Below are 22854 nucleotides of genomic sequence, written 5' to 3'. Positions count from 1 at the left end.
CGCCCGCCGTCGGACGCCGCCGTCGCTGCTATGCGGGGCGGCGGGCCTCGTCCACGAGGAGGACGGGGATGCCGTCCCGGACGGGGTAGGCCAGGCCGCAGCTCCGGCTCTCGCACACCAGCTCGTGGGTGTCCTCGGAGGGGGTCTCCTCGCGGAGGGAGGCGTGGCACTCCGGGCAGGCGAGGATCTCCAGGAGACCGGCTTCGAGCGGCATGGGTTTTCCCTTCGGGGGTTGTTGCGCTGTGGTGTCAGCGTAGTCGCGTGGGCGGTGGATTTTCCCCTGACCCGCCCCTTCCCGAAACCGGGGCTTCGCCCCGGGCCCCCTTCCGGTGCGGGCCGGTGGTCCGGTTTGCGCCCACCCTCCCCCATAGCCTGAACGGCATGGGAGGTACCCCCATCGCCCTGCGGAACGATTGCCCGCAAACGCTCAGGCTCGGACGATCGACAGGACCTCGTCGCGGATGCGGGTCACCGTCTCCGGGTCGCGGGCCTCCACGTTCAGGCGGAGGAGAGGCTCGGTGTTCGAGGCCCGGAGGTTGAACCACCAGTCGGACGTGGCCACCGTGAGGCCGTCGAGCTCGTCCAGCGTGGCGCCGTCGGCGTCCGCGTAGGCGGCCCGGACGGCGGCGGCGCGGCCGGCCTGGTCGGCGACGGTGCTGTTGATCTCACCGGAGGCGGCGTAGCGGTCGTACTGCTCGACGAGGCCGGACAGCGGGCCGTCCTGGCCGCCGAGGGCCGCGAGGACGTGGAGCGCCGCCAGCATGCCGGTGTCGGCGTTCCAGAAGTCGCGGAAGTAGTAGTGCGCGGAGTGCTCACCGCCGAAGATCGCGCCGGTGCGGGCCATCTCCTGCTTGATGAAGGAGTGCCCCACACGGGTGCGGACGGCCTTGCCGCCGTGCTCGGCGACGACCTCCGGCACGGACCACGAGGTGATCAGGTTGTGGATGATCGTGCCGCCGGGGTGCTTGGCCAGCTCGCGGGCGGCGACCAGGGCGGTGATCGCGGAAGGGGAGACGGGCTCGCCGCGCTCGTCCACGACGAAGCAGCGGTCGGCGTCGCCGTCGAAGGCCAGGCCGATGTCGGCGCCCGTCTCGCGGACCTTCTCCTGGAGGTCGACGAGGTTCTTGGGGTCGAGCGGGTTGGCCTCGTGGTTGGGGAAGGTGCCGTCCAGCTCGAAGTACATCGGAACGAGGTCGACGGGGAGCCCGGCGAGGACGGTCGGGACGGTGTGGCCGCCCATGCCGTTGCCCGCGTCGACGGCGACCTTCAGGGGGCGGATGCCCTTGAGGTCCACCAGCGAGCGCAGGTGCGCCGCGTAGTCGTCGAGGACGTCGCGCGAGGTGATGGTGCCGGTGGTGGCGGCGGGCTCGGGGGCGCCGGTGTCCAGCCAGCCCTCGACGAGGGTGCGGATCTCGGCGAGGCCGGTTTCCTGCCCGACGGGGGCGGCGCCCGCGCGGCACAGCTTGATGCCGTTGTACTGCGCGGGGTTGTGGCTGGCGGTGAACATCGCGCCGGGCAGGTCCAGTTGCCCGCTGGCGAAGTAGAGCTGGTCGGTCGAGCAGAGGCCGATCTCGGTGACGTCCACGCCGCGCGCGGCCGCGCCGCGGGCGAAGGCCCGGGACAGACCCGGGGAGGAGGGGCGCATGTCGTGGCCGACGACGATCGCGCTCGCGCCGGTCACCTGGGCGAAGGCCGCGCCGAAGAGCTCGGCCATGGACTCGTCCCACTGGTCGGGGACCACGCCGCGCACGTCGTACGCCTTCACGATCTGCGACAGATCAGCCACAGCCAACCCCTCCTGGACTCCGGTACGGGACCACAAACCTACCTGCCGTCACCGTCCGGCCGGACCACGCGCGGGGGCGGGGGCCGCTACGAGCCGTCAGGAGTCCGGCGAACGCAGGACCCTGAGGTGGCCTCGGCGGGCGACCTCCATCGGGTCGGCCCCCCGGCCCGTCGGAGCGACCGCGCCCGGGACGGCGCTCGGACCGGCTGTGCGCTCCTGGGGGCGCGCGGCCTCGCGCACGGCGTTGGCGAGTGCTTCGAGGTCATCACTGCTGGGACGGGCGGGGCCGCTGTCGACGGCGAGACGGACGACGTCCCAGCCGCGCGGCGCGGTCAGCCGCTCGGAGTGCTCGGCGCACAGGTCGTAGCAGTGGGGCTCGGCGTAGGTGGCGAGCGGGCCGAGAACGGCGGTCGAATCGGCGTAGACGTACGTCAGCGTCGCGACGGCCGGGCGGCCGCACGCGGTGCGCGAACAGCGACGTACAGGGCTCACGAGGTTGGACGGTACCGCACTCTTGAGCGGGCCGCGACGACTCACCCCCGGCTCACTCCTCCGTGTCGTCCCGGTTCGCACCGTGGACAGCGTTGTCGAACGACCTGGTCGCCCCCGTCGGGACCGGGGGAACAGGCATCCGGTGACAAAGAAAACTGTCACCAGCGGGTACACATAGTGTCATTCGGCATGGGAACGCCGATCCCGCGGGTGGCTGCAATTGATCGCAGACATGGCCGGAACGCTCATCGGGCGACATGCCGGGAGATGGGCGGCTACCCCGCGCATTCGGCCGGCCGGCGGATACCCTCGGGTGTGATGGACAGCCCCGTACCTCCTCCGGCCGCCGCCGGGGACACCCCCGGTCCCGCCGGGCCCAGGCCACGCCGCCGCGACCGCCATGGACGCGGTATGCGCGGCCCCCTCGCGCCTCCGCAGGTGCCGCTGTCGGTCAGCAGGGCCGACGCCTTCGTCGACCTGGTCCAGGACTCGGCGGAGCGGCTGGAGCGGCGCTGGCCGCAGCTGGCGGCCGTCGAGTTCCTGGTCCACGAGGTGCCGGCCGAGCCCGGCACCCGGCCCGGCGACGACCCGCTGGAGGCGCTCCTGGACGGCGAGACCGTGCCGCTCGGGCGGTACGTCGCCGCACGGGGCGAGGACCCGGACCGGATCGTCGTCTACCGCCGTCCGGTGGAGATCCGTACCAAAACGCGTGACGAGCGGGCGCTGCTCGTTCACGAGGTCGTGGTGGAACAGGTGGCGGAGCTGCTCGGGCTCGCGCCCGAGTCGGTCGACCCGCGCTACGGGCAGGACTGACCCGCCCCCACGGGCGGGCCGTCCCGTCAGCCGTTCAGCATCGACAGGTCCTGCTCGGCCCTGGGGACCGCCACGGTGGACCGGTCGTCCGGAACCGGCTGGATCGTGAACATCGGGACACCGTCCTTGGGCAGCGCCAGCATGCGCGAGGCGTACACGGGGCCGCCGGAGACCTTCTCCACGGTCACCGCGAACACGCCCTTGCCGTCGGCGGGCTGGGGCGGCTCGACGGTGAGGGTCGTCCCGGCCTTGACCGTGTACGACTTGCTGACCGGGGTGCCGCCCTCGCTGCCCGCCGACGCGGTCACCGTCACCTGGGCGTCCTTCCCGGGGGCCACGAGGGACAGCGTGCTCGCCTTGGCGCGGTTGTCGGCGACGGTGCCCCGGGTCTCGATCGCCGGGGTGGCGGGGATGAAGGCGGTCTCCTGCTTGTCGTCCTTGCCGCGCGTCACGCGCAGCGCGGCGACGACCGTGCCGCTGCCGCGCGCGCCGGTCAGCAGCAGGGAGCCCGCCTCGCCCTTGGTGAGGTCCCCCAGGTCGACGGCCGTGGTCATACCACTCTTGACGTGCAGCGACTCATGTCCGGCCGGGCTGATGGAGCCGCTCGCGCCGGCGAGCCGCACGGTGACGTCGGCGTCGTCCGAGCCGGGTGCGAAGGCGATGAGGCGTACGGAGGTGGCGTCAGCCGGGATGCCCGGCAGCACCGCGCCCGCCGCCACGTCGGCGGCCGGGGCCAGCCAGTCGCCACCGGTCTTGTCGTCGGACGCCTGCACCGCCGCCCCGACGCGGCCGGACCGGGCGGCCACGTGGAGGGTGAGGTTCTCGGTGGGCGCGTCCGTGAGGGACGACAGCAGCACGGGGACGGTGGAGCGCGGCGGGATGGCAACGCCCTCCCCGGAGGGGGCCTTGATCCGGCCGTCGGGGCCGTACAGCTCCAGGTCGACGACGGCCGCCGAGTTGTCGGGGTTGGACACATGGACGTAGTCCTGGCGCCCCTTGGCGGTGCTGGCGCCCGGGAACCAGAAGGAGGTGTCGGGCGGCGCGCAGGAGAGGCCGTGCAGTCCGCGGCCGCTGCCCGCGGCGACGGTGGTCGTCTGCTGGGCGCTCCAGCCGGGGGCCAGCGGCCCGGTGGCGGAGCCGAGGAGGGCGGGGGCGTCGGAGCGCTCCGTGGTGGCCGTGACGGGCTTGCCGGGCTCCTTCAGCGACAGGACGGGTTTACCCGGATCGGTTTCGGCCTTTTTCCCGTCCGTTGTCCCGTCAGTCTTCCCGTCAGTCTTCTTGTCGTCCTTGGAAGCGCCCTTCTTCGGCTCGTCCTTCTTGCCGTCCGTGCGCGCCGGGCCCGCCGCGGGCAGCAGATCCGCCGTGGAACCGGCCGCCGGGGCGCCCTTCCCGGGTGGCGTGAAAGCGGTGTACGTCGTGCTCGCCACGTCCGACGAGGTCGGCGCCGGGCAGAGCAGGGTCGAGCGCTGCACGGGCATCCGGCCAGCGGGCCGCGTGCCCGTGTCGTCGCCCGACGGCGGGTTGAGCGCGGCGACACCCGCGATGACGGCGAGCACGGCCGTCGTGGCGAACAGGGACAGGGTGGTGCGGTTCACTGCTGCTGGCTCCCGTCACGGTGGGGCCCCTCGCCCCCGCCGTACGTCGTGTCGTAGGGCCGGTGCCCGTAACCGTACGGGTCGTGCGCGCCGCCCGCGTAGGGGTCCGCCGGGTACTGCGCCTGCCCGGGGTGGGTGCCGTCATGGCCGGGACCGTGGCCGGACGGGTAGCCGGTTCCGTACCCGGTGTCGTAACCGGTACCGGTGGCATAGCCGCCCTCCTGATACGGCTGCTGCTGTCCGTAGGACCCCTGGGCCTGTCCCTGGGCCTGGTCCCACTCGGCGTACTGCTGCTGGTGCGGGACGGCGGCGTACGGATCGGCGTCGGCCATGGCCTGCTGCTGCTCGTACGGGTTGTAGGGATCGTATGAAACGGCCTCGGGCGCCGGAGCGGGCTCGGGGGTCGCGGGCGCGGTGGCGTCGCCGTCCGTCGCGGCCGTCGCCGCGCGCAGCCTGCGGGCGCGGCGGCCCTCCCCCGGGCCCGCCTGGGCCGGTACGGGCGCGGCCGCCGCGGTGCCGTCCTCCGGCAGGTCGTCGTCGACCTCACGGCGGCGGCCCGGCAGGGCGAGCACGACCAGGACGGCGGCGAGCAGCCCCTGGGTCCACAGCCAGGCGGTCCGCGCCACGGGGGCCTCGTAGCCGACGGACAGCTTCCCGCCCCGGGCCAGCAGGGCGAAGCCCTGGGCCCAGCCGTCGACGGTGACGGCCTTGAGCGCCCGTCCGTCCAGCGTGGCCCGCCAGCCCGGCGCGGCCTTGTCGGCCAGGCGCAGGACCCGTTGGCCCGGCCCGGCCGGGATGGTGGCGCGGGCTGTCACGGGCCCGGCGGCGACGGGGACCGGGGCGGTGGCGCGGGTGCCGTCGGGCTGTCGCGCTCCGGTGACGATGGTGACGCGGGCGACCTGGCGGTCGACGCGCCAGAGGGAGCTGTGGTCCTCCTTGCCGAGCCGGGTCAGCCCGGGGGTGGCGTCGAGGACGCGGGCCATGGCGCGGGGGGCGCTGTCGCGGACGAGGACGTAGCCGACGGCGTAGTCGCCGAGGCGGCCCGCCTGGTCGGCGCCGGAGCCCGCGACGAGTGCGGCCACCATGGCGTCCAGCCCGCGCTCGCGGCCGGCGGCCGCCAGGGGCTCGGCGTCGCCCAGCCGGGCGCCCGCGCCGCGGACCAGCGTGTACGTCACCCGGCCGGTGTCCCCGCCGAGGACCAGGGTGCGGGCCTGGTCGCGGGTGCCGGCCTCCTCGGCCACGAACGCGGGCACCTGCACCGGGTCGCGTCGTTCCAGCGGTCCGGCGGCGCCGTGCGTCGCCCAGACGACGGCGGCCGCGGCGGGGGCGGCCCCGGCGGCCAGCGCGACGAGGGCGGCGACCGGCTGGCGCCAGCCGAAGCCGTGCGCCGCGACGCGCTCCTTGGCGCCCTCGGCGCCCACGGCGGCCGCGGCGATCAGGGCGAGTCCGTAGAGGAGGGTGCCGGGCCCGGCCCAGACCGTGCGGTTGACGAGGGCGGCGCAGAGCATTCCGGTGAGCGCGACGGTCCAGGCGGTCAGGACCGCCGGGCGCCGGTCCGCGCGGAGCAGGGCGGCGAGCGCGGCCAGGACGACTCCGGCGAACAGCAGGGCGCCCGGGGTGCCGGGCCCGCCGGGGTCGGCGGTGAGCAGGCGCAGGGGGCCGGCCGTGCCGTGCCCCTGGGCCAGCCCGGCCTCGGCGAGGAAGCGGGCGGGGTGGGTGAGGAGCCCCAGCGACCAGGGGGCGAGCACGAGCACGGGGGTGGCGGCCACGGCGAGGAGCCGGGGGCCGTGGACGGCGGCGGCCCGGCCGGCGCCGCCCCGGACGCAGTTCAGCGCGAGGGCCGTGATGCCCAGGAGCACCGCCACCGGCCACACCACAGGGGTGAAGGCGGTGGTGACGGTCAGCAGGAGGGCGTACGCCCAGCAGGCGCGCCAGGTGGGGGTCGCGCCCGGCGCGCGGAGGCCGGTGGCCACGACGGCCGCGCGGGCCAGGAGCGGCAGCAGCACGGCGAGGACGGCGGTGCCCAGCCGGCCGGTGGCGAGGGCGCCGGTGGTGGCGGGCAGGAAGGCGTAGGCGACGGCCGCCCAGGCACGCAGCGGGCGGGAGGCGATGAGGGGGCGGGAGGCGAAGTAGGCGGTGAGCCCGGCCAGCGGGACCGAGCAGACCAGCAGGACGGTGAGGGCGGTGCCGGGGGAGCCGATGAGGAGCGTCGCCAGGGTCGCGAGTACGGCGAGGTAGGGGGGCGCGTTCTCGGTGCTGCCCACGCCGACCGGGTGCCAGCCGTCGGTGTAGGCGGACCACAGGTCGGAGAGGTGCGCGGGGACGGGCAGGAGGGCGCCGCCGGAGAGCGAGCCGCCGCCGAACAGGTCTCGGCAGGCGGCGGCGGAGACGACGAGCAGGAGCGTGAAGAGGACGGGCGCGGGCTTGCGGGCCAGGCGCCTGAGCCGGGCGAACTGCTCGATCTCCAGGTAGTCGGCGTCGTCCCCGCCGGGGCCGGACTCGACGACGCCGCCGTGGCGTCCGGAGGACGGGGCCGTGTCGTCGGTGCGGGCGCCGATGTCGCTCGCGAGCTGTTCGAGGGTGGCGCGGACGGTCGCGCCGGGGGGCGGGAAGAGCGGCCGGAGTTCCGCGGGGGCGATCCGGGGCTCGCCGCGTCGTTTGCGCGCCGCGCGCACGCGCCCCGGGCGCAGGAGGACGCCGGCGAATCCGGCGAATTCGTCGAGGGCCTGTCCGGGCGCCTTGCCGATGAGGTAGCCGAGGACGCGCAGCAGGGTGCCGATGACGAGCCTGAGCATGACGTACGGCAGGAGCGCGCCACGGGTGTTGGCGAGGAGGGTGTAGACGGCGCCGGCCTTGTCGACGCGGTGGGGGTTGGCGGGCTTGCGGCCGGCGCAGTCGACGGGGCGGCGCTCGCGGGAGGCGGCCTCGGCGTGGCGCAGGACGGCGTCGGGGGCGACGAGGACGCGGTGGCCGGCGGCGTGGGCGCGCCAGCACAGGTCGACGTCGTCGCGCATGAGCGGGAGGCGGGGGTCGAAGCCGCCGAGCTCCTGCCAGACGTCGCGGCGCACCAGCATGCCGGCGGTGGAGACGGAGAGCACGGACCGGATCTGGTCGTGCTGTCCCTGGTCCTGTTCGCGGCGTTCGAGACCGGTCCAGCGGCGTCCGCTGCGGGCGATGGAGACGCCGGTCTCCAGGAGCTGGCGGCGGTCGTACCAGCTGCGGAGCTTGGGGCCGATGACGGCCGCGTCCGGTTCGGCCTCGGCGACGCGCAGCAGTTCGTGGAGGGCGGCGGGCTCGGGCGCGCAGTCGTCGTGGAGCAGCCAGAGCCACTGCACGGGTTCGAGGTCGGCGCGCTCGGCGCCGGGGGCGTCCTCGGTCCAGGTGCGGCCGGCGGGGTCCCAGCCGCTGGAGCGTCTGAGATAGGGGAGGTCGTCGGCGGTCAGGACGGGGGCCGTGCGGACGGCCTCGTCGACGGCGGTGCCGAAGCCCGCGCGCCGGGCCAGGTGGAGGACGCGGTCGGGGCCGAGGGCGTCGGCGAGGAGCCGGCGGGAGTCGTCGGCGCTGCCGGTGTCGGCGGCGACGGCCTGCTGGACAGGGCGTTCCTGGCCGAGCAGCCCGGCGAGGGCGTCGGGCAGCCAGCGGGCGCCGTCGTGGGCGACGAGTACGGCGGTGACGACGTGGCGCGGGAACGCGGGCGGGAGGGCCGGGTCGAGCAGCGCGGGGGTGGTGGGGTCGAACATGGCAGGTGCGGGCCCCGGTTCAGTGGAGACTGCGATGGACGTGTGAGCGCCGCTCTCAGGGGCGCGCGGACCCGGGGAGGGCGTCGGTATGTCTCGGACGGGCCCCCACCCTAGTGGCTGTGAACACAGCGGTCCGCCTCTCGCTTGCGGGGCGCGAGAGGCGGACCGTGCGGTATGGAGCGTGGTGCGGGTGTGGGTGGAGCGGACGGCTCCGCGGTCTCTTCGCCCGGCCGTGGAACGGCCGGCCTTGAACAAGACATCCCGTCAGGCCATGACGCCGGTCTCGTGGACCGCGGCCTTCAGACCGCGGCCTTCTTGAGGCGGCGGCGTTCGCGCTCGGACAAACCGCCCCAGATGCCAAAGCGTTCGTCGTTGGCCAGCGCGTATTCAAGGCACTCGGAACGGACTTCACAGGCGAGACAGACCTTCTTCGCCTCGCGTGTGGATCCGCCCTTTTCGGGAAAGAAGGACTCGGGGTCGGTCTGAGCGCACAATGCGCGCTCCTGCCAGCCGAGCTCCTCGTCCGCCTCCTCGACCAGCAGTTGCTGGAACAGCTCGGTCATGTGCGCCCCTCGTCTGTCAATGCGTCCCCGTGTGCTGCCGCGTGTCAGGTGGTCAGGTGCGGCAGAACGACACGAGTGAAATTACAAGTGCGCCGATCCGGGGCAGTCAAGCCGGGATCTGCTATTGAGCCCCTTATTCACTCTGCGGAACCAAGGGCGCGCGGAAAGTTGCCAAACCACCTCAAGAGTGGACACTTCCACCAGTCGCCACAAAAGCCACTTCCGACCCGGTCCGGGACGGGGGCCTTTCCGCCTCAGAGGAAAGGACGCCACCTGCGGCGAACCCGTTGCACCCGATCTTGACGACCCCGGTCGCCCGTCCGGTGTCCATACACACCGGCAAGCAAACCCTTCACTCCAATCAGTAACCGCACGGGTGAAACATCCCCCCAAAACGGACACCCGGTTGACAGAGGCACGGACGAGCCGGTCTCCTTGGTGACATGCCAGCGAACTCCCTCCCCCTGGCCTCCGCCCCGGGGAACCGCAGCCTGACCCGTGCCTACGGGTCCCGCTGTGCTGCGCAGGCGCGCTGTCGCTGTTCCAGCTGTTGACGCGACCGAAGCCGGTTCCCGGCTCCTCCCGCTCCAGCTGATCTCCCTTTGAGATCGCCTTTTCCCGCTTCCTGTCTCTGATCGCTCCTGCCACGCGTACGCGCGCTCCAGCGCCGTACCGGCACCCGCGCCGAGGATCCATACCCCCATGAACAGCGACGTCCAGATCGCCGGCGACCCGCTCGCCCTCCCCCACCTGATGCCGACGCCCGCCGCCCACCCCGCCACCGTCGCCGAATTCGCCGGCCTGGCCCGCGCCATCGCCGCCGACACCGCCTCCTGGGCCCCGCTGGTGCGCTACGACGCCACCACCCGCTGGTACCACCGGCTGCGCACCGGCCCCGGCTACGAGGTCTGGCTGCTGAGCTGGGTGCCCGGCCAGGGCAGCGGCCTCCACGACCACGGCCCGTCCTCCGGAGTCCTCACCGTCCTCCAGGGCGAACTGGCGGAGCTCTCCGCGCACGGCACGCGCCACACGCTGGGGGCGGGCGCCCAGCGCGTCTTCGCGCCCGGGTACGCCCACGAGGTCGTCAACGACTCCCTCGAACCGGCCGTGAGCCTCCACGTCTACTACCCCGGGCTCACCGAGATGCCGATGCACCGGCCGCCGCTGTGCGCCTCCACCGGACGGCCGTCCGCCGTCGTGACGAGCCAGGCCGCCGTGACGAGCTAGAACGGGACGCCCCGGGCCCGCCCTTCAATATGGCGGCGCGCTCCTGAAAGACTGCGGCCATGCAGCGCATTGTGGTTCTGGCCGGCGGGATCGGGGGCGCCCGCTTCCTTCGTGGCCTCATGTCAGCAGTCCCCGACGCGGACATCACCGTCATCGGCAACACCGGCGATGACATCCACTTGTTCGGGCTCAAGGTCTGCCCGGACCTCGACACCGTGATGTACACGCTCGGCGGCGGCATCCACGAGGAGCAGGGCTGGGGCCGGGCCGGCGAGTCCTTCGCCGTGAAGGAGGAGCTCGCCGCCTACGGCGTGGGCCCGGAGTGGTTCGGCCTCGGCGACCGCGACTTCGCCACGCACATCGTGCGGACGCAGATGCTCGCCGCCGGGTACCCGCTGAGCGCCGTCACCGAGGCGCTGTGCGCGCGCTGGCAGCCGGGCGTGCGCCTGCTGCCGATGAGCGACGACCGCGTCGAGACCCACGTCATGATCGACGACCCCGAGGGCGGGCCGGGCGCCCGCAAGGCCGTGCACTTCCAGGAGTACTGGGTGCGGATGCGGGCCTCGGTGGACGCCCACGCGATCGTCCCGGTCGGGGCGGAGCAGGCCAAGCCTGCGCCGGGCGTGCTGGAGGCGATCGCGGCGGCCGACGTCGTCCTCTTCCCGCCCTCCAACCCCGTGGTGAGCGTCGGCACGATCCTGGGCGTCCCCGGCGTCCGGGAGGCCGTCGCGGACGCCGCCGCCCCGGTGATCGGCCTCTCCCCCATCGTCGGCGGCGCGCCCGTGCGCGGCATGGCCGACAAGGTGCTCGCCGCCGTCGGCGTCGAGTCCACCGCCGCCGCCGTGGCCCGCTACTACGGCTCCGGGCTGCTCGACGGCTGGCTGGTCGACTCCGTCGACGCGGACGCCGTGGCCGAGGTCGAGGAGGCCGGCATCCGCTGCCGGGCCGTGCCGCTGATGATGACCGACGTCGACGCCACCGCCGCCATGGCCCGCGCGGCGCTGGCCCTGGCCGAGGAGGTACGGGCGTGAGCGCGGCCCCCGAGTACCGGGTCTGGGCCCTGCCCGGCATCCCCGAGGTGCGCCCCGGGGACGACCTGGCGAAGATCATCGCCGGCGCGGCCCTGGGCGAGGGGCTGCCCGGGCTCGCCGACGGCGACGTCCTCGTCGTCACCTCGAAGATCCTCAGCAAGGCCGAGGGCCGGATCCTCGCCGCCGAGGACCGCGAGGCCGCGATCGACGCCGAGACCGTACGGCTGGTGGCCCGGCGCGGCACGCTGCGCGTCGTGGAGAACCGGCTGGGGCTCGTGATGGCCGCCGCCGGCGTGGACGCGTCCAACACCCGCGCCGGGACGGTTCTGCTGCTCCCCGAGGACCCGGACGCCTCGGCCCGGCGGATCCGCGAGGGCCTGCGCGAGGCGCTCGGCGTGGACGTCGGCGTCGTCGTCACCGACACGGCCGGACGGCCCTGGCGCAAGGGCGTCACGGACTTCGCGATCGGCGCGGCGGGCGTACGGGTCGCCGACGACCTGCGCGGCGGCGTCGACGCGTACGGCAATCCGCTGGTCGCGACGGTGGTGGCGACGGTCGACGAGCTCGCCGCCGCCGGTGACCTGGTCAAGGGCAAGGCCGGTGGGCTGCCGGTGGCCGTGGTGCGGGGGCTGCCGCACGTGGTCACCGATGACGCCGACGAAGAGGGCGCGTGCTGGCTGGTGCGGCCCGCCGTCGACGACATGTTCCGGCTGGGGACCTCGGAGGCCGTGAAGGAGGCGGTGTCGCTGCGGCGGACCGTCCGGGAGTTCACCGACGACCCCGTGGACCCGGGCGCGGTGCGCCGGGCCGTCGCCGCCGCCGTCACCGCCCCGGCCCCGCACCACACGACGCCCTGGCGATTCGTGCTGCTGGAGTCCGAGGAGTCGCGGACGCGGCTGCTGGACGCCATGCGGGACGCGTGGATCGCGGACCTGCGCGCCGACGGCCTCTCCGAGGACCGGATCGCCCGGCGCGTGCGCCGGGGCGACGTGCTGCGGAAGGCGCCGTACCTGGCGGTGCCGTGCCTGGTGACGGACGGCGCCCACGCCTACCCGGACGCGCGGCGGGCCGCCGCCGAACGGGAGATGTTCGTGGTCGCCGCCGGGGCGGCCGTGCAGAACTTCCTGGTCACGCTGGCGAGTGAGCGGCTGGGGTCGGCGTGGGTGTCGTCGACGATGTTCTGTCCCGAGGTGGTCAGGGAGGTTCTCGCCCTCCCCGAGGGCTGGGACCCGATGGGCGCGGTCGCGATCGGCCGCCCGGCGGCGTCGCCTCCGGCGCGGCCCGCGCGCGACGCGGAGCCGTTCGTGACGGTCCGCTAGGTTTGCGGGCAATCGTCCCGCTGGGCGGGACGGGTGGGCGCAAACCCGCCCACCGGGCCGCACCCGAACCGGGGGTGCCCACGGGGTGGTGCGGGCCGTCGTCCGGGTTGTGCCCACCCTCCCCCAGCTACCGCTGGGAGGTGCCCCCAGCCCTGCGGAACGATTGCCCACAACCACCGTTACATGCGGGAGAAGTCCGGCACGGTAAAGCGCGGACCCCGGCGCTCCGGGGTCACCCCCGACAGGAGGATCAGCCGGCACGCCCGGTGCCGCTGCCCCGCGTACGGCGCCAGAAGGTCGAGCATCGCCGCGTCGTCCGCCCCGCGGAACCCGGTCAGCGCGTAGCCCACGACGCCCGGCAGGTGGAGGTCGCCAACAGTCACCGCGTCCGGCGACCCGTTGCTGCGCTGGAGCGTCTCCGCCGCCGTCCAGGGGCCGATGCCGGGGATCGCCTGGAGACGGGCCGCCGCGCGGGTGTCGTCCATGGCCGCCGCCTCCTCCAGGCGGGCCGCCGCCCGTGCCGCGCGGACGATCGTCGCCGAGCGCTTGGCGTCCACGTGCGCCCGGTGCCACTCCCAGGACGGGATGCGGGCCCAGCCCGCCGGGTCCGGCATCACGCGCATGCCGGCGGGCGCCGGGCCCGGTGCCGGCTCGCCGTGCCGGGTCAGCAGCAGCCGCCACGCCCGGTACGCCTCGTCACTGGTCACCTTCTGCTCCAGGACCGAGGGGATCAGCGACTCCAGGACCAGCCCCGTGCGGGCGAGCCGGAGGCCCGGGTGACGGCGGTGGGACTCGTGCAGCAGCCGGTGGCGGGGGGTGAACGCGGCGGGGTCGTCCTCGGCGCCCAGGAGGGCGGGAAGGCCGTCCAGGAGCCTCTCCGCCCCCGGGCCCCAGGCCTCGGCGTGGACCCGGCCGTCGTAGCCGTCGTACGTCAGCCGCAGCGTGCCGGGCCCCTCCGGGGTGCGGCTCGCCCGCCAGAGCGCTCCGTCCGCGTCCACGCGGTAGGCCGGGTCGCCCGGGCCGCGCGCGAGGACGCCCAGGGTGCGTCCGAGGTCGTAGGGGCCGCCGGTGGGCGGGGCCCACGTGCGGGAGGCCATTCGGCCAGGGTACGTCGCTGAGACGGCCTACTGGTCCGACGAGAAGCGGATCGCCCCCTGGGGGATCCGCGCCTCGCACCAGATCCGGGCCCCGGCGCGCAGTTCGTTGTCCGGGCCGACCTCGGCGCGGTCGCCGATGACGGCGCCGTCCAGGACCGTACGCGCCCCGACGCGCGCTCCGGCGCCGACGAGGGAGTCGCGGACGACGGCGCCCGCCTCGATCACCGCGCCGTCCAGGACGGTGCTGCCGTCGACGAGCGCGCCCGGCTCGACGCGCGCGCCCGCGCCGACGACCGTGCCGCCCGTGAGCTTGGCGTCCGGGGCCACCTCGGCGCCGTCGAGGACGAGGCGGTCGCCGCAGCGGCCGGGGACCGCCGGGGACGGGGCGCGGCCCATGACCAGGTCCGCCGAGCCGCGGACGAACGCCTGCGGGGTGCCCAGGTCGAGCCAGTACGTGGAGTCGACCATGCCCTGGAGGTGGGCGCCGGCGGCCAGCAGCCCGGGGAAGGTCTCGCGCTCCACGGAGACCGGGCGGCCCGTGGGGATCTCGTCGATGACCGAGCGGTTGAAGACGTACGCGCCCGCGTTGATCTGGTCGGTGACAATCTCCTCGGGCGTCTGGGGCTTCTCCAGGAAGGCCTGGACGCGGCCCGTGGCGTCCGTGGGGACCAGGCCGAAGGCCCGGGGGTCCGCGACCCGGGTGAGGTGGAGGGAGACGTCCGCGCCGGTGGTGCGGTGGGTGTCCACCAGGGCCTCGATGTCCAGGCCGGTGAGGATGTCGCCGTTGAAGATCAGGACCGGCTCGTCGGGGCCCGAGCGCAGCCGGTGGGCGACGTTGCGGATGGCGCCGCCCGTGCCCAGGGGCTCGACCTCGGTGACGTACTCCAGGTGCAGTCCCAGCGCGGAGCCGTCGCCGAAGTACGGCTCGAAGACCTCGGCCAGGTAGGAGGTGGCGAGCACGATGTGGTCGACGCCCGCCGCCCTGGCCCGGGCCAGCTGGTGGGTGAGGAACGGGACGCCCGCCGCCGGGACCATGGGCTTGGGCGTGTGCATCGTCAGCGGGCGCAGCCGGGTGCCCTTGCCACCGACCAGGAGGATCGCTTCAGTCACCTTGTCGTCTCTGCTTTCCTGCCGGGGCCGGGCCGTGATCGGCGGCCAGTGTACGCAGAACGTGCGGTTCCGGCCGCGCCCGGTCAGCGTCCCTGGAGGTGGGAGGCCGTGGAGCGGGCTGTTCCGAGCCGGTTGTAGAGCTGGTCGCCGGGGCATTCGGTGGCGTAGCCGTCGCGGTGTCCGGAGATGGCCCTGAGCCTGACGGAGCTGCCCTTCTTGAAGAGGTTGCCGCCGCCCGAGACCAGGGTCGCGGTGCCGGCGGGGTTGACGCCGTAGAGGCCGAGCTTCCACGCGGTGAGGGTCGCCACGGCGGTGAGCGCGGCGCTGGACGGATCGCTCCTTCCGAAGGTCCCGAGCACGGCGATGCCCATGCTGTTGGTATTGAAACCGAGAGTATGGGCACCTCTGACGGGTTTCGCCACACCGCCTGACCGGCCCTCGTAGACCGTGCCGCACTTGTCGACGAGGAAGTTGTAGCCGATGTCCCGCCAGCCGCTGCTCACCACGTGGTAGCGGTAGATACCCCGGATGACGGAGGGGGACTGTCCGCAGCCGTAGCCGTTGCCGGAGGCGGTGTGGTGGACGAAGGCGGCGCGGACGGTCTTGTTGTAGACGAAGCCCTTCTCGCGGATCGACTCGTCGGCGCCCCAGCCGGCCCGGGTGACGATGCGCGGGCGCGGCCCGACGTAGCGGCCGGCGTCGAGGTCGGGGTCGGCCTCGGGGTCCGTGACGTCGGCGCTGCCCTCGCCGTCGCCGTTGTCGGCGCCGCTGTCGGGGGTGCCCTGCTGCGGCCTCTCCGTGGGCTCGGCCTCCGGGTCGGCGGCGCCGTGGCCGTCGGAGATCGGGTGCCCCTCGGCCACGTTGGTGCCGTCGACGTGGGTGGCCTCGATGTCCTTGGCCGACTCGGGCCTGCCGACGGCGGGGATCTCGGTGGCGCCCAGCGGGGCCAGCGGGAAGTTGGCGGCCGAGCTGGCGGCCTCCTCGTCGGAGGGGCCTGGCGCGGGGGGCGGCGCGGAGCGGCCCCGGCCGGCCCGGGGGCGGGCGGGGCCGGGGTCGTGGCCGGGGTCGACGAGCTCGACCCGCATCCCGGAGGGCAGGGCGGTGCCCTCGGCGATCCGGCCCCCGGCGGCGGGCTCGGGGTTGACCCGGACCTGGACGGCGTCGGAGGCGCCCACCCACAGCGGGGCGGTGGAACCGCGCAGGGTGCCGGCGCGGGACTCGGGGGAGTCGAGGTCGGGGCGGTCGTCGTCGTGGGTCTGGACGTCCTGCCACTCGGACCAGCGCTGCCCCCCGAGGGGACGGGTGCGCACCTGGGCCCGGCCGCGCAGCTCCGTGGTGGCGTCGTCCCAGACGATGCCGACCAGGGAGAACGGCGGGACCTCCCGGGCGGGCAGCCCCTGGGGCCCGCGCACCCGGCCGTGCCCCGCGGCCGCCCGGTGGGCGTGGCCGAGCGGGACGAGCCGCAGCGAGTGCGTGGCGCCCGGAACCCTGGGCGGCGCGGCGGCCCGGGGCAGGGCGGGGTGCGGCGGGATCGCCACGGAGGGCGTGGCGGAGGCGGGGGCGGCGAGGAAGGACAGGGTCAGGGCGGCGGCGCAGAGGGTGGCGGCCGGGGGGACGAGATTTCCACGCATGCCAGAAATCCTGGACATATACGTACTAATCTGTCCATTGATCCGCTGACGGCGAGTCGGCTCCGCGGGCGTCCCGCCGCCCCCGGGGACACCTCCGTCCGACTGACCGTCACCGCTCGCGCCGCGTACCCTGGCGCCGATGAACGCCACCGATCGCACCCCCGCCGACCTGCTGCGTTCCGCGCTCGCCGCGGACCCGGCCCGCCCGCTCGTGACCTTCTACGACGACGCCACCGGCGAGCGCGTGGAACTGTCCGTGGCCACCTTCGCCAATTGGGTGGCGAAGACCGCCAATCTGCTCCAGGGCGAGCTCGCCGCCGAGCCCGGCGACCGGCTCGCGCTGCTGCTGCCCGCCCACTGGCAGACGGCCGTCTGGCTGCTCGCCTGCTCCTCGGTCGGCGTGGTCGCCGACGTGGGCGGCGACCCGGCCACGGCGGACCTGGTCGTCAGCGGCCCGGACACGCTGGAGGCGGCGCGCGCCTGCTCCGGGGAGCGCGTCGCGCTCGCCCTGCGCCCCCTGGGCGGCCGGTTCCCCGAGGCCCCGGCGGGCTTCGCCGACTACGCCGTCGAGGTGCCGAGCCAGGGCGACCGCTTCGCCCCGTACGCCCCCGTGGACCCCACCGCCCCGGCGCTCGCCGTGGACGGGCTGGAGCTGACGGGCGCGGAGCTCGTCGGGCGGGCGGCCGCCGACGCCGCCCGGCTCGGCCTCGGCACCGGCTCGCGCCTGCTGTCCGGGCTGGCGTACGACACCTGGGAGGGCCTCTCCGCGGGCCTGTTCGCACCGCTCGCGGCGGGCGGCTCCGTCGTGCTGTGCCGCAACGCCGACCGGCTGTCCGCCGACGCCCTGGACCAGCGGCGCGCGAGCGAGCGCGTCACCGTGACGGCCCTGTAGACGCTGCCGGAGCGCCGCGTCCGGGCGATGATCGGGGTACGTGCCCCCCGGGCACCGGCACCCGGCCCCGCCCGGACGCCGGGCTTCACGGGGCGCGTACGCCACCGACTCCGCGGAGGAGGGACGCAGCGCAGCCGTGAACCGTCCAGGCATGTCCGGCCCGCCGGGCGGCCCCTTCACCGGGGAGCCGTACGGCCGGCCGCCGACGCCCCGCCGGCCGGGCCGCCGACGGCGCTGGCTGCGCCGGCTGGCAGCGGTGGCGGCGGTGCTGGTGCTCGCCGTCGCGGGGCTGGGCTGGGTGCTCTACGAGCAGCTCAACAGCAACATCACCACCGACGACGAGACCGCCGAGGAGCTGCGCCGCTGGGAGAAGCAGCGCCCCAGCGCGCTGGTGCGGGGCGCCCAGAACATCCTGATCATCGGCTCCGACACCCGCAGCGGCTCCGGCAACGGCAAGTACGGCGAGGACAGCGGCAGCCAGCGCTCGGACACCACGATCCTGCTGCACCTGGCTGCCAACCGGAAGAGCGCGACCGCCGTCAGCCTCCCCCGCGACCTGATGGCGACGATCCCCAGCTGCCGCAAGCGCGACGGCACGTACACCAACGAGCGCTTCGCGCAGTTCAACTGGGCGTACGAGCTCGCGGGCACCGCCTGCACCATCCGCACCGTCGAGAACATCACTCAGATCCGGATCGACCATCACATCGTCCTGGACTTCAATGGCTTCAAGAACCTCGTGGACGCCATGGACGGCGTGGAGCTCTGCCTGAACAAGCCCATGGACGACCGCGAGGCCAAGCTCCACCTGCCCGCCGGGAACCAGACGCTCAACGGCGAGCAGGCCCTCGGCTACGTACGGGCCCGCTACAGCCTGGGCGACGGCAGCGACACCGAACGGATGGGGCGGCAGCAGAAGTTCCTCGGCGCCCTGGTGCGGGACATGCGGAGCGAGGGTCTGCTGCTCAACCCGGCCCGCCTCTACCCGGTGCTCGACGCCGCCACCAAGTCGGTGACCACGGACGCGGGGCTGGACTCGCTCAGGAAGCTCTACGACCTGGTGCGCACCGTGCGGGACATCCCCACCGAGCGGGTGCAGTTCCTGACGGTCCCTCGGCGGCCGTACGCGTTCAACAGCGCGCGCGACGAGCTCGTCCAGCCCGACGCGGACCAGTTGTTCCGTCAGTTGCGGCTGGACCAGCCGGTGTCGGTGAACGCTCAGGTGCGCCCGGCCGACGACAAGCCGGGTGACGACCGTCACGGCCGGGGCAGGGCCGGACGGGATCCGGGGCCGGAGGGGGGCGACGGCACGGGGACGGGCGAGAGTGGCGAGGCGCCGCCCGCGCCCCCCGCGTCGGCCGCGTCGCCCGCCGGGCCGCCGGCGCCGCCCCCGCAGGCGCCGGTCGCGCCCGCGCCGCGGACCGTGCCCGCCCCCTCGTCGGCGGCCCCCATGGCGTCCCAGGTGCCCCAGACGCCCCCCGCGACCACGGCACCCTCACCGCTTTCCACCGTCCCGCCGACCTATCAGGGCACCACGGCGGCGCGCGGGATGTGCGGCTGATCGCCACTCAAAGCCGCAAACGCGATAAAACCGTCAAACGACCCGACCGGTTTTTCGTCTCCGCGTTCGTCTCGACATCCCTCTCCACCCCTCTCCGCGAAGTCTCCGCGAAGGGATTGGGCAGATTGCCCAGTTGTAGGGGAGTGCAATTTGTCACGGGCGTCGCTTGACGCTGAACTGGGCGGATAGTGTGAGCGACCCGGTGCGCACGCCGGGTTGACCGCGCACTGCACAAACAACGCTCCGAGCGCCTCAAGGGGGGTAGGCGCCGCGTGGCACCGACGGAGGATTCAAGCGACCGTGGACGCGCAAGGCCGTGGGCGGGCGGGCGGTATCGACCCCGCCGACCAATGGGTGTTCGACCCCGAGACGGGCAGCTACGAGCTGCGTCTCGATCAAGCCGGGGGGCCCGCGCCGGCGCCCCGTGAAGCTTCCGCCGCGACGCCCGGCCAGGCCCCTCGCACATCGCCCAGACCGCCCGCCTCCGCCAGGCCGAAGCCCGGCGGCGGCCGCACCGTACCGGGCCAGCGCGGCACGGGAGCCGGTGGCCGCCGGGGCACCGCGGCCAAGGCGACGGCCACCGGGCGCCGCCGGCCCAAGCCGAAGAAGAAGACGACCGCCAAGAAGAAGGTCCTGATGTGGACCGGCGGCACGGTCGGCGTGGTCCTGGTGGTCGCGTCGGTCGGCGGGTACCTGCTCTACCAGCACCTCAACGACAACATCGACAAGATCGACGTCGGTATCAACAACGGGGTGTTCACCAAGGGACCGCTCAACATCCTGGTCATCGGCACGGACAAACGCTCCGGCAAGGGCAACACCGGCTACGGCGACGACGGCAGCGTCGGCCACGCCGACACCACCGTGCTCTTCCACGTCTCCGAGGACCGGACGAACGCCACCGCGCTGTCCATCCCGCGCGACATGATCACGGACATCCCGGACTGCCCCACCAAGCAGAAGAACGGCTCCACGAAGACCATCCCCGGCTCCAAGGGCGTGCGCTTCAACGAGAGCCTGGGCCAGGAGGACCGCGACCCGGGCTGCACTTGGCGGACCGTCGAGCAGCTGACGGGCCTGAAGGTCACTCACTTCATGATGGCCGACTTCAATGCCGTCAAGGAGCTCTCCTCGGCGGTCGGCGGCGTCGAGGTGTGCGTGGCCAAGGACATCAACGACCGCGACTCGCACCTGAAGATGACCAAGGGGCGGCACACCGTCGAGGGCGAGCAGGCCCTGGCCTTCGTCCGGACCCGGCACTCCGTGGGCTTCGGCGGCGACCTCAGCCGGATCGAGCTCCAGCAGCAGTTCCTGAGCTCGATGCTCCGGAAGATGAAGTCCGGCGACACCCTGACCAACCCCAAGAAGCTCTACGACCTCAGCGACGCCGCGACCAACTCGCTCACCGTCGACACCGGCATAGGCTCCATCAGCAAGCTGACGAGCCTGGCCAAGGAGCTCAGGAAGGTCAATCTGAAGAACGTGACCTTCGCGACCGTCCCCGTCGTCGACAACCCCGCCGACGGCAAGGTGAAGAAGACGGTCGTCCTGGACAAGCCCAAGGCCGATCCGCTGTTCGCCATGGTCCGCCAGGACGTCTCCCTCACCGAGGCGAAGGAGAAGGAGAAGAAGGCGCAGGAGCAGGCCGACGCCAAGCAGGCGGCGCTGCTCCAGGGCCCGAAGGCCGAGCCCGCGAAGGTCCGGGTCAAGGTGTTCAACGGCAGTGGGCGGGTCGGCGCCGCCCAGGAAACCGTCGCCTGGATGCAGAACGGCAAGGGCATGACGCACACCGCCAACGGCGGCAACGCCGCAGGGGGCAAAAAGGATAAAACCCTGCTGCAGTTCGCCCCCAACCAGGCCGATCAGGCGCGCCGCCTCGCGGAGGACATGGGCCTCCCCGTCGACGCCCTGAAGCAGACGACGGCCGACGCGTCCCCCACCGCCGAGATGACGCTCACCCTCGGCGCGGACTTCAAGGGCGCGGGCATCCCGGTGGCCGCCCCGAAGAAGGCACCGGAGGGGATTCAGAAAGTCGAAGCCGACGATGAGAACATCTGCGCCAAGTGAACCCTGACAATGGGCTTTCGCATCTCATAACGCAGTAATACTCATTAGGTACGACACGCCTGCCCATCGGGCCGGACACCAGCCAGGGGAGGCCCGATGCGGCAGAGCAGCGGCGTGCGGGGAGAGAAGTCCCGCGACGCCCGGGGGACCACGCCGGAGCAGGACGCTCCGGAGGGACCCCAGGACTCTCCGAAGGGGTCGAAGGAGAAGCGCTCTCCGAAGAAGGGCGTCCCGGAGCAGAGCACGCCGAAGGCCGCCGACGCCAAGGGCTCCGAGGACGCCAAGGGCTCCGAGGGCTCCGAGGGCTCCGAGGGCTCCGAGGGCACCAAAGGCGCCAAGGAATCCGGCGGCGCCCCCCGGCGCCGCATCGGCCGAATAGCCCGCTGGACCGCGCTCGGCGTCGCGGTCACCGTCCTCGGGGTGTCCGGGGCGGGGTACTTCTACTACCAGCACCTCAACAACAACATCCGCAAGAACAAGCTCAACCTCGGCGACAAACAGCTCGACCGCAGCGTGGCCAACGCGGCCGGCCAGCGCCCGCTGAACATCCTCCTCCTGGGCTCCGACAGCCGGGGCAGCAAGGAGAACCAGGAGCTCGGCGGCGCCCGCGACGACGCCGACCGCCCGCCGCTCGCCGACGTCCAGATGCTGGTCCACGTCTCGGCGGACCGCAGCAACATGTCGGTGATCAGCGTCCCCCGCGACACCCGGGTGACGATCCCCAAGTGCACCGACCCCGACACTGGCAAGGTCTACAGGTCGACCGACCGTCAGATCATCAACACCAGCCTGGTCAACGGCGGCCCGGGCTGCACGGTCGCCACCTGGGAGGAGCTCACGGGCATCCCCATCGACCACTTCATGATGATCGACTTCTCCGGTGTGGTGAACATGGCCGACGCGGTCGGTGGCGTCCCCGTGTGCGTGGACGCCAATGTGCGCGACGACAAGTCCGGCCTCCAGCTGACCAAGGGCAGCCACACCATCAAGGGCAAGCAGGCCCTCCAGTGGCTGCGCACCCGGCACGGCTTCGAGGACGGCAGCGACATCGGCCGCACCCACGCGCAGCACATGTACATGAACGCGATGGTCCGGCAGCTGAAGTCCGGCACCAAGCTCAGCGACCCGGGCCAGCTCACGGATCTGGCCGAGGCCGCCACCAAGGCCCTCACCGTCGACAAGGACCTCGGCTCGGTGAAGGAGCTCTACGACCTCGCCGACGACATCAAGCGGGTGCCGTCCGGCCGGATCACCATGACCACGATGCCGTGGGCCACCGATCCGCAGAACCCGGACGCGCACGTGATACCCAAGGCGGGCGACGCCGACAAGCTCTTCTCGCTCGTGCGCAACGACATCGCCCTGGACGGCAAGGACAAGAAGAAGGACGACAAGGCCCAGGCGCCCACCGCCCCGCCCGCCCGTAAGAACGACATCGCCGTCACCGTCTTCAACGGCACCGGCACGGCGGTGGAGCCGCCGGCCACCGGCCGGGGCTCGGACATCGCCGCGTTCCTGGTCAAGCAGGGCTTCGCCAAGGCGATCTCGGACTCCACGCCGCGCGCGCAGGCGGACACCACGATCACCTATCCGAGGGCCGGGCAGCGCGCCGACGCCCTCGCCGTGGCCAAGGCGCTCGGGCTGCCGGACTCGGCGGTGCGGCACTCCCCCGAGGTCCGGCAGATCACGCTGGTCGTGGGCGGGGACTGGCGTACGGGGACGGCGTATCCGGCGGACGCGGCGGCCCGGGCGGACGCGGCGGCGGCCGACCCGGCCGCGACGCCCGACGCGTCGGGGACCCCGTCGGCCACGCCGTCCGGGAAGCCCACGGGCGAGAACAAGGCGCCCGAAAGCTCGGACCCGCTCAACGGTGCGGACGCCTCGGCGTGCATGAAGGTGAACACGGCGAACCGGTTCTGAGCGCTACCCG

17 protein-coding genes are annotated in these 22854 nt (G+C 73.7%); 8 read left to right on the top strand and 9 right to left on the bottom strand.

Features of this window, described 5'->3' with window-relative positions:
• Window positions 1-28: 28 nt before the first annotated feature.
• The 3 genes from ACFYZR_RS16560 to ACFYZR_RS16550 form a co-directional block, all read right to left on the bottom strand.
• The gene (locus ACFYZR_RS16560) at window positions 29-214 is read right to left on the bottom strand and encodes a Trm112 family protein (RefSeq protein WP_391910667.1); all 186 of its coding nucleotides are present in this window, start codon (window positions 212-214) and stop codon (window positions 29-31) included.
• Window positions 215-427: 213 nt separating this feature from the next.
• A complete protein-coding gene (locus tag ACFYZR_RS16555) occupies window positions 428-1786 on the bottom strand; it encodes a phosphomannomutase/phosphoglucomutase (protein ID WP_391910666.1) in 1359 nt (452 codons plus the stop codon).
• A 96-nt stretch (window positions 1787-1882) separates the two neighbouring features.
• Window positions 1883-2323, bottom strand: a complete 441-nt coding sequence (locus ACFYZR_RS16550; protein WP_391910665.1) for a DUF3499 domain-containing protein — start codon at window positions 2321-2323, stop codon at window positions 1883-1885.
• Between the two features lie 273 nt (window positions 2324-2596).
• On the opposite strand from ACFYZR_RS16550, the gene ACFYZR_RS16545 reads away from it, so the two are divergent.
• Window positions 2597-3091, top strand: a complete 495-nt coding sequence (locus tag ACFYZR_RS16545; protein ID WP_391910664.1) for a metallopeptidase family protein — start codon at window positions 2597-2599, stop codon at window positions 3089-3091.
• 26 nt (window positions 3092-3117) lie between these two features.
• On the opposite strand, the gene ACFYZR_RS16540 is transcribed toward ACFYZR_RS16545, so the two are convergent.
• From ACFYZR_RS16540 to ACFYZR_RS16530, 3 genes are all read right to left on the bottom strand, one after another.
• Entirely contained in the window at window positions 3118-4686 is a 1569-nt protein-coding gene (locus ACFYZR_RS16540; RefSeq protein ID WP_391910662.1) for a DUF5719 family protein, read from the bottom strand.
• Window positions 4683-8426: a glycosyltransferase family 2 protein gene (locus ACFYZR_RS16535; protein WP_391910660.1), complete on the bottom strand. Its 3744-nt coding sequence runs from the start codon at window positions 8424-8426 to the stop codon at window positions 4683-4685. The genes ACFYZR_RS16540 and ACFYZR_RS16535 overlap by 4 nt, the downstream gene beginning before the upstream one ends.
• Before the next feature lie 299 nt (window positions 8427-8725).
• Complete coding sequence (locus ACFYZR_RS16530; RefSeq protein ID WP_004952403.1) at window positions 8726-8989, bottom strand: WhiB family transcriptional regulator; 264 nt, start codon at window positions 8987-8989, stop codon at window positions 8726-8728.
• Window positions 8990-9691: 702 nt separating this feature from the next.
• Here ACFYZR_RS16530 and ACFYZR_RS16525 point away from each other — a divergent pair.
• From ACFYZR_RS16525 to ACFYZR_RS16515, 3 genes are read left to right on the top strand one after another with little or no spacing between them, the layout of a single operon-like run.
• Window positions 9692-10216, top strand: coding sequence for a cysteine dioxygenase (locus tag ACFYZR_RS16525; protein WP_391910658.1), 525 nt, complete (start codon window positions 9692-9694; stop codon window positions 10214-10216).
• Between the two features lie 59 nt (window positions 10217-10275).
• The gene (gene cofD / locus ACFYZR_RS16520; protein WP_391910656.1) at window positions 10276-11247 is read left to right on the top strand and encodes a 2-phospho-L-lactate transferase; all 972 of its coding nucleotides are present in this window, start codon (window positions 10276-10278) and stop codon (window positions 11245-11247) included.
• Window positions 11244-12566, top strand: coding sequence for a coenzyme F420-0:L-glutamate ligase (locus tag ACFYZR_RS16515; RefSeq protein ID WP_391910654.1), 1323 nt, complete (start codon window positions 11244-11246; stop codon window positions 12564-12566). The genes cofD and ACFYZR_RS16515 overlap by 4 nt, the downstream gene beginning before the upstream one ends.
• 179 nt (window positions 12567-12745) lie before the next feature.
• Here ACFYZR_RS16515 and ACFYZR_RS16510 read toward each other — a convergent pair whose 3' ends face one another.
• From ACFYZR_RS16510 to ACFYZR_RS16500, 3 genes are all read right to left on the bottom strand, one after another.
• A complete protein-coding gene (locus ACFYZR_RS16510; protein WP_391910652.1) occupies window positions 12746-13663 on the bottom strand; it encodes a DNA-3-methyladenine glycosylase family protein in 918 nt (305 codons plus the stop codon).
• 27 nt (window positions 13664-13690) lie between these two features.
• The gene (locus ACFYZR_RS16505; RefSeq protein WP_391910650.1) at window positions 13691-14773 is read right to left on the bottom strand and encodes a sugar phosphate nucleotidyltransferase; all 1083 of its coding nucleotides are present in this window, start codon (window positions 14771-14773) and stop codon (window positions 13691-13693) included.
• A gap of 83 nt (window positions 14774-14856) precedes the next feature.
• A complete protein-coding gene (locus ACFYZR_RS16500) occupies window positions 14857-16404 on the bottom strand; it encodes a peptidoglycan recognition protein (RefSeq protein WP_391910648.1) in 1548 nt (515 codons plus the stop codon).
• 139 nt (window positions 16405-16543) lie between these two features.
• Here ACFYZR_RS16500 and ACFYZR_RS16495 point away from each other — a divergent pair, with 139 nt between their 5' ends.
• The 4 genes from ACFYZR_RS16495 (at window position 16544) to ACFYZR_RS16480 (ending at window position 22844) form a co-directional block, all read left to right on the top strand.
• Window positions 16544-17296: a TIGR03089 family protein gene (locus tag ACFYZR_RS16495; RefSeq protein ID WP_391910646.1), complete on the top strand. Its 753-nt coding sequence runs from the start codon at window positions 16544-16546 to the stop codon at window positions 17294-17296.
• 151 nt (window positions 17297-17447) lie between these two features.
• Window positions 17448-18857, top strand: a complete 1410-nt coding sequence (locus ACFYZR_RS16490; protein ID WP_391910644.1) for an LCP family protein — start codon at window positions 17448-17450, stop codon at window positions 18855-18857.
• 300 nt (window positions 18858-19157) lie between these two features.
• Window positions 19158-20924 (top strand): LCP family protein, encoded by a 1767-nt coding sequence (locus ACFYZR_RS16485; protein ID WP_391910642.1) that lies wholly within the window; start codon window positions 19158-19160, stop codon window positions 20922-20924.
• A 96-nt stretch (window positions 20925-21020) separates the two neighbouring features.
• Window positions 21021-22844, top strand: coding sequence for an LCP family protein (locus ACFYZR_RS16480; protein ID WP_391910640.1), 1824 nt, complete (start codon window positions 21021-21023; stop codon window positions 22842-22844).
• Window positions 22845-22854: the final 10 nt, after the last annotated feature.

This window comes from Streptomyces sp. NPDC001678 (genome assembly GCF_042892945.1).
In the GTDB taxonomy this organism is placed as follows: Bacteria; Actinomycetota; Actinomycetes; order Streptomycetales; family Streptomycetaceae; genus Streptomyces.
The sequence above is the reverse complement of the archived record's forward strand: the minus strand, read 5'-3'. Positions and strand labels throughout refer to the sequence as shown.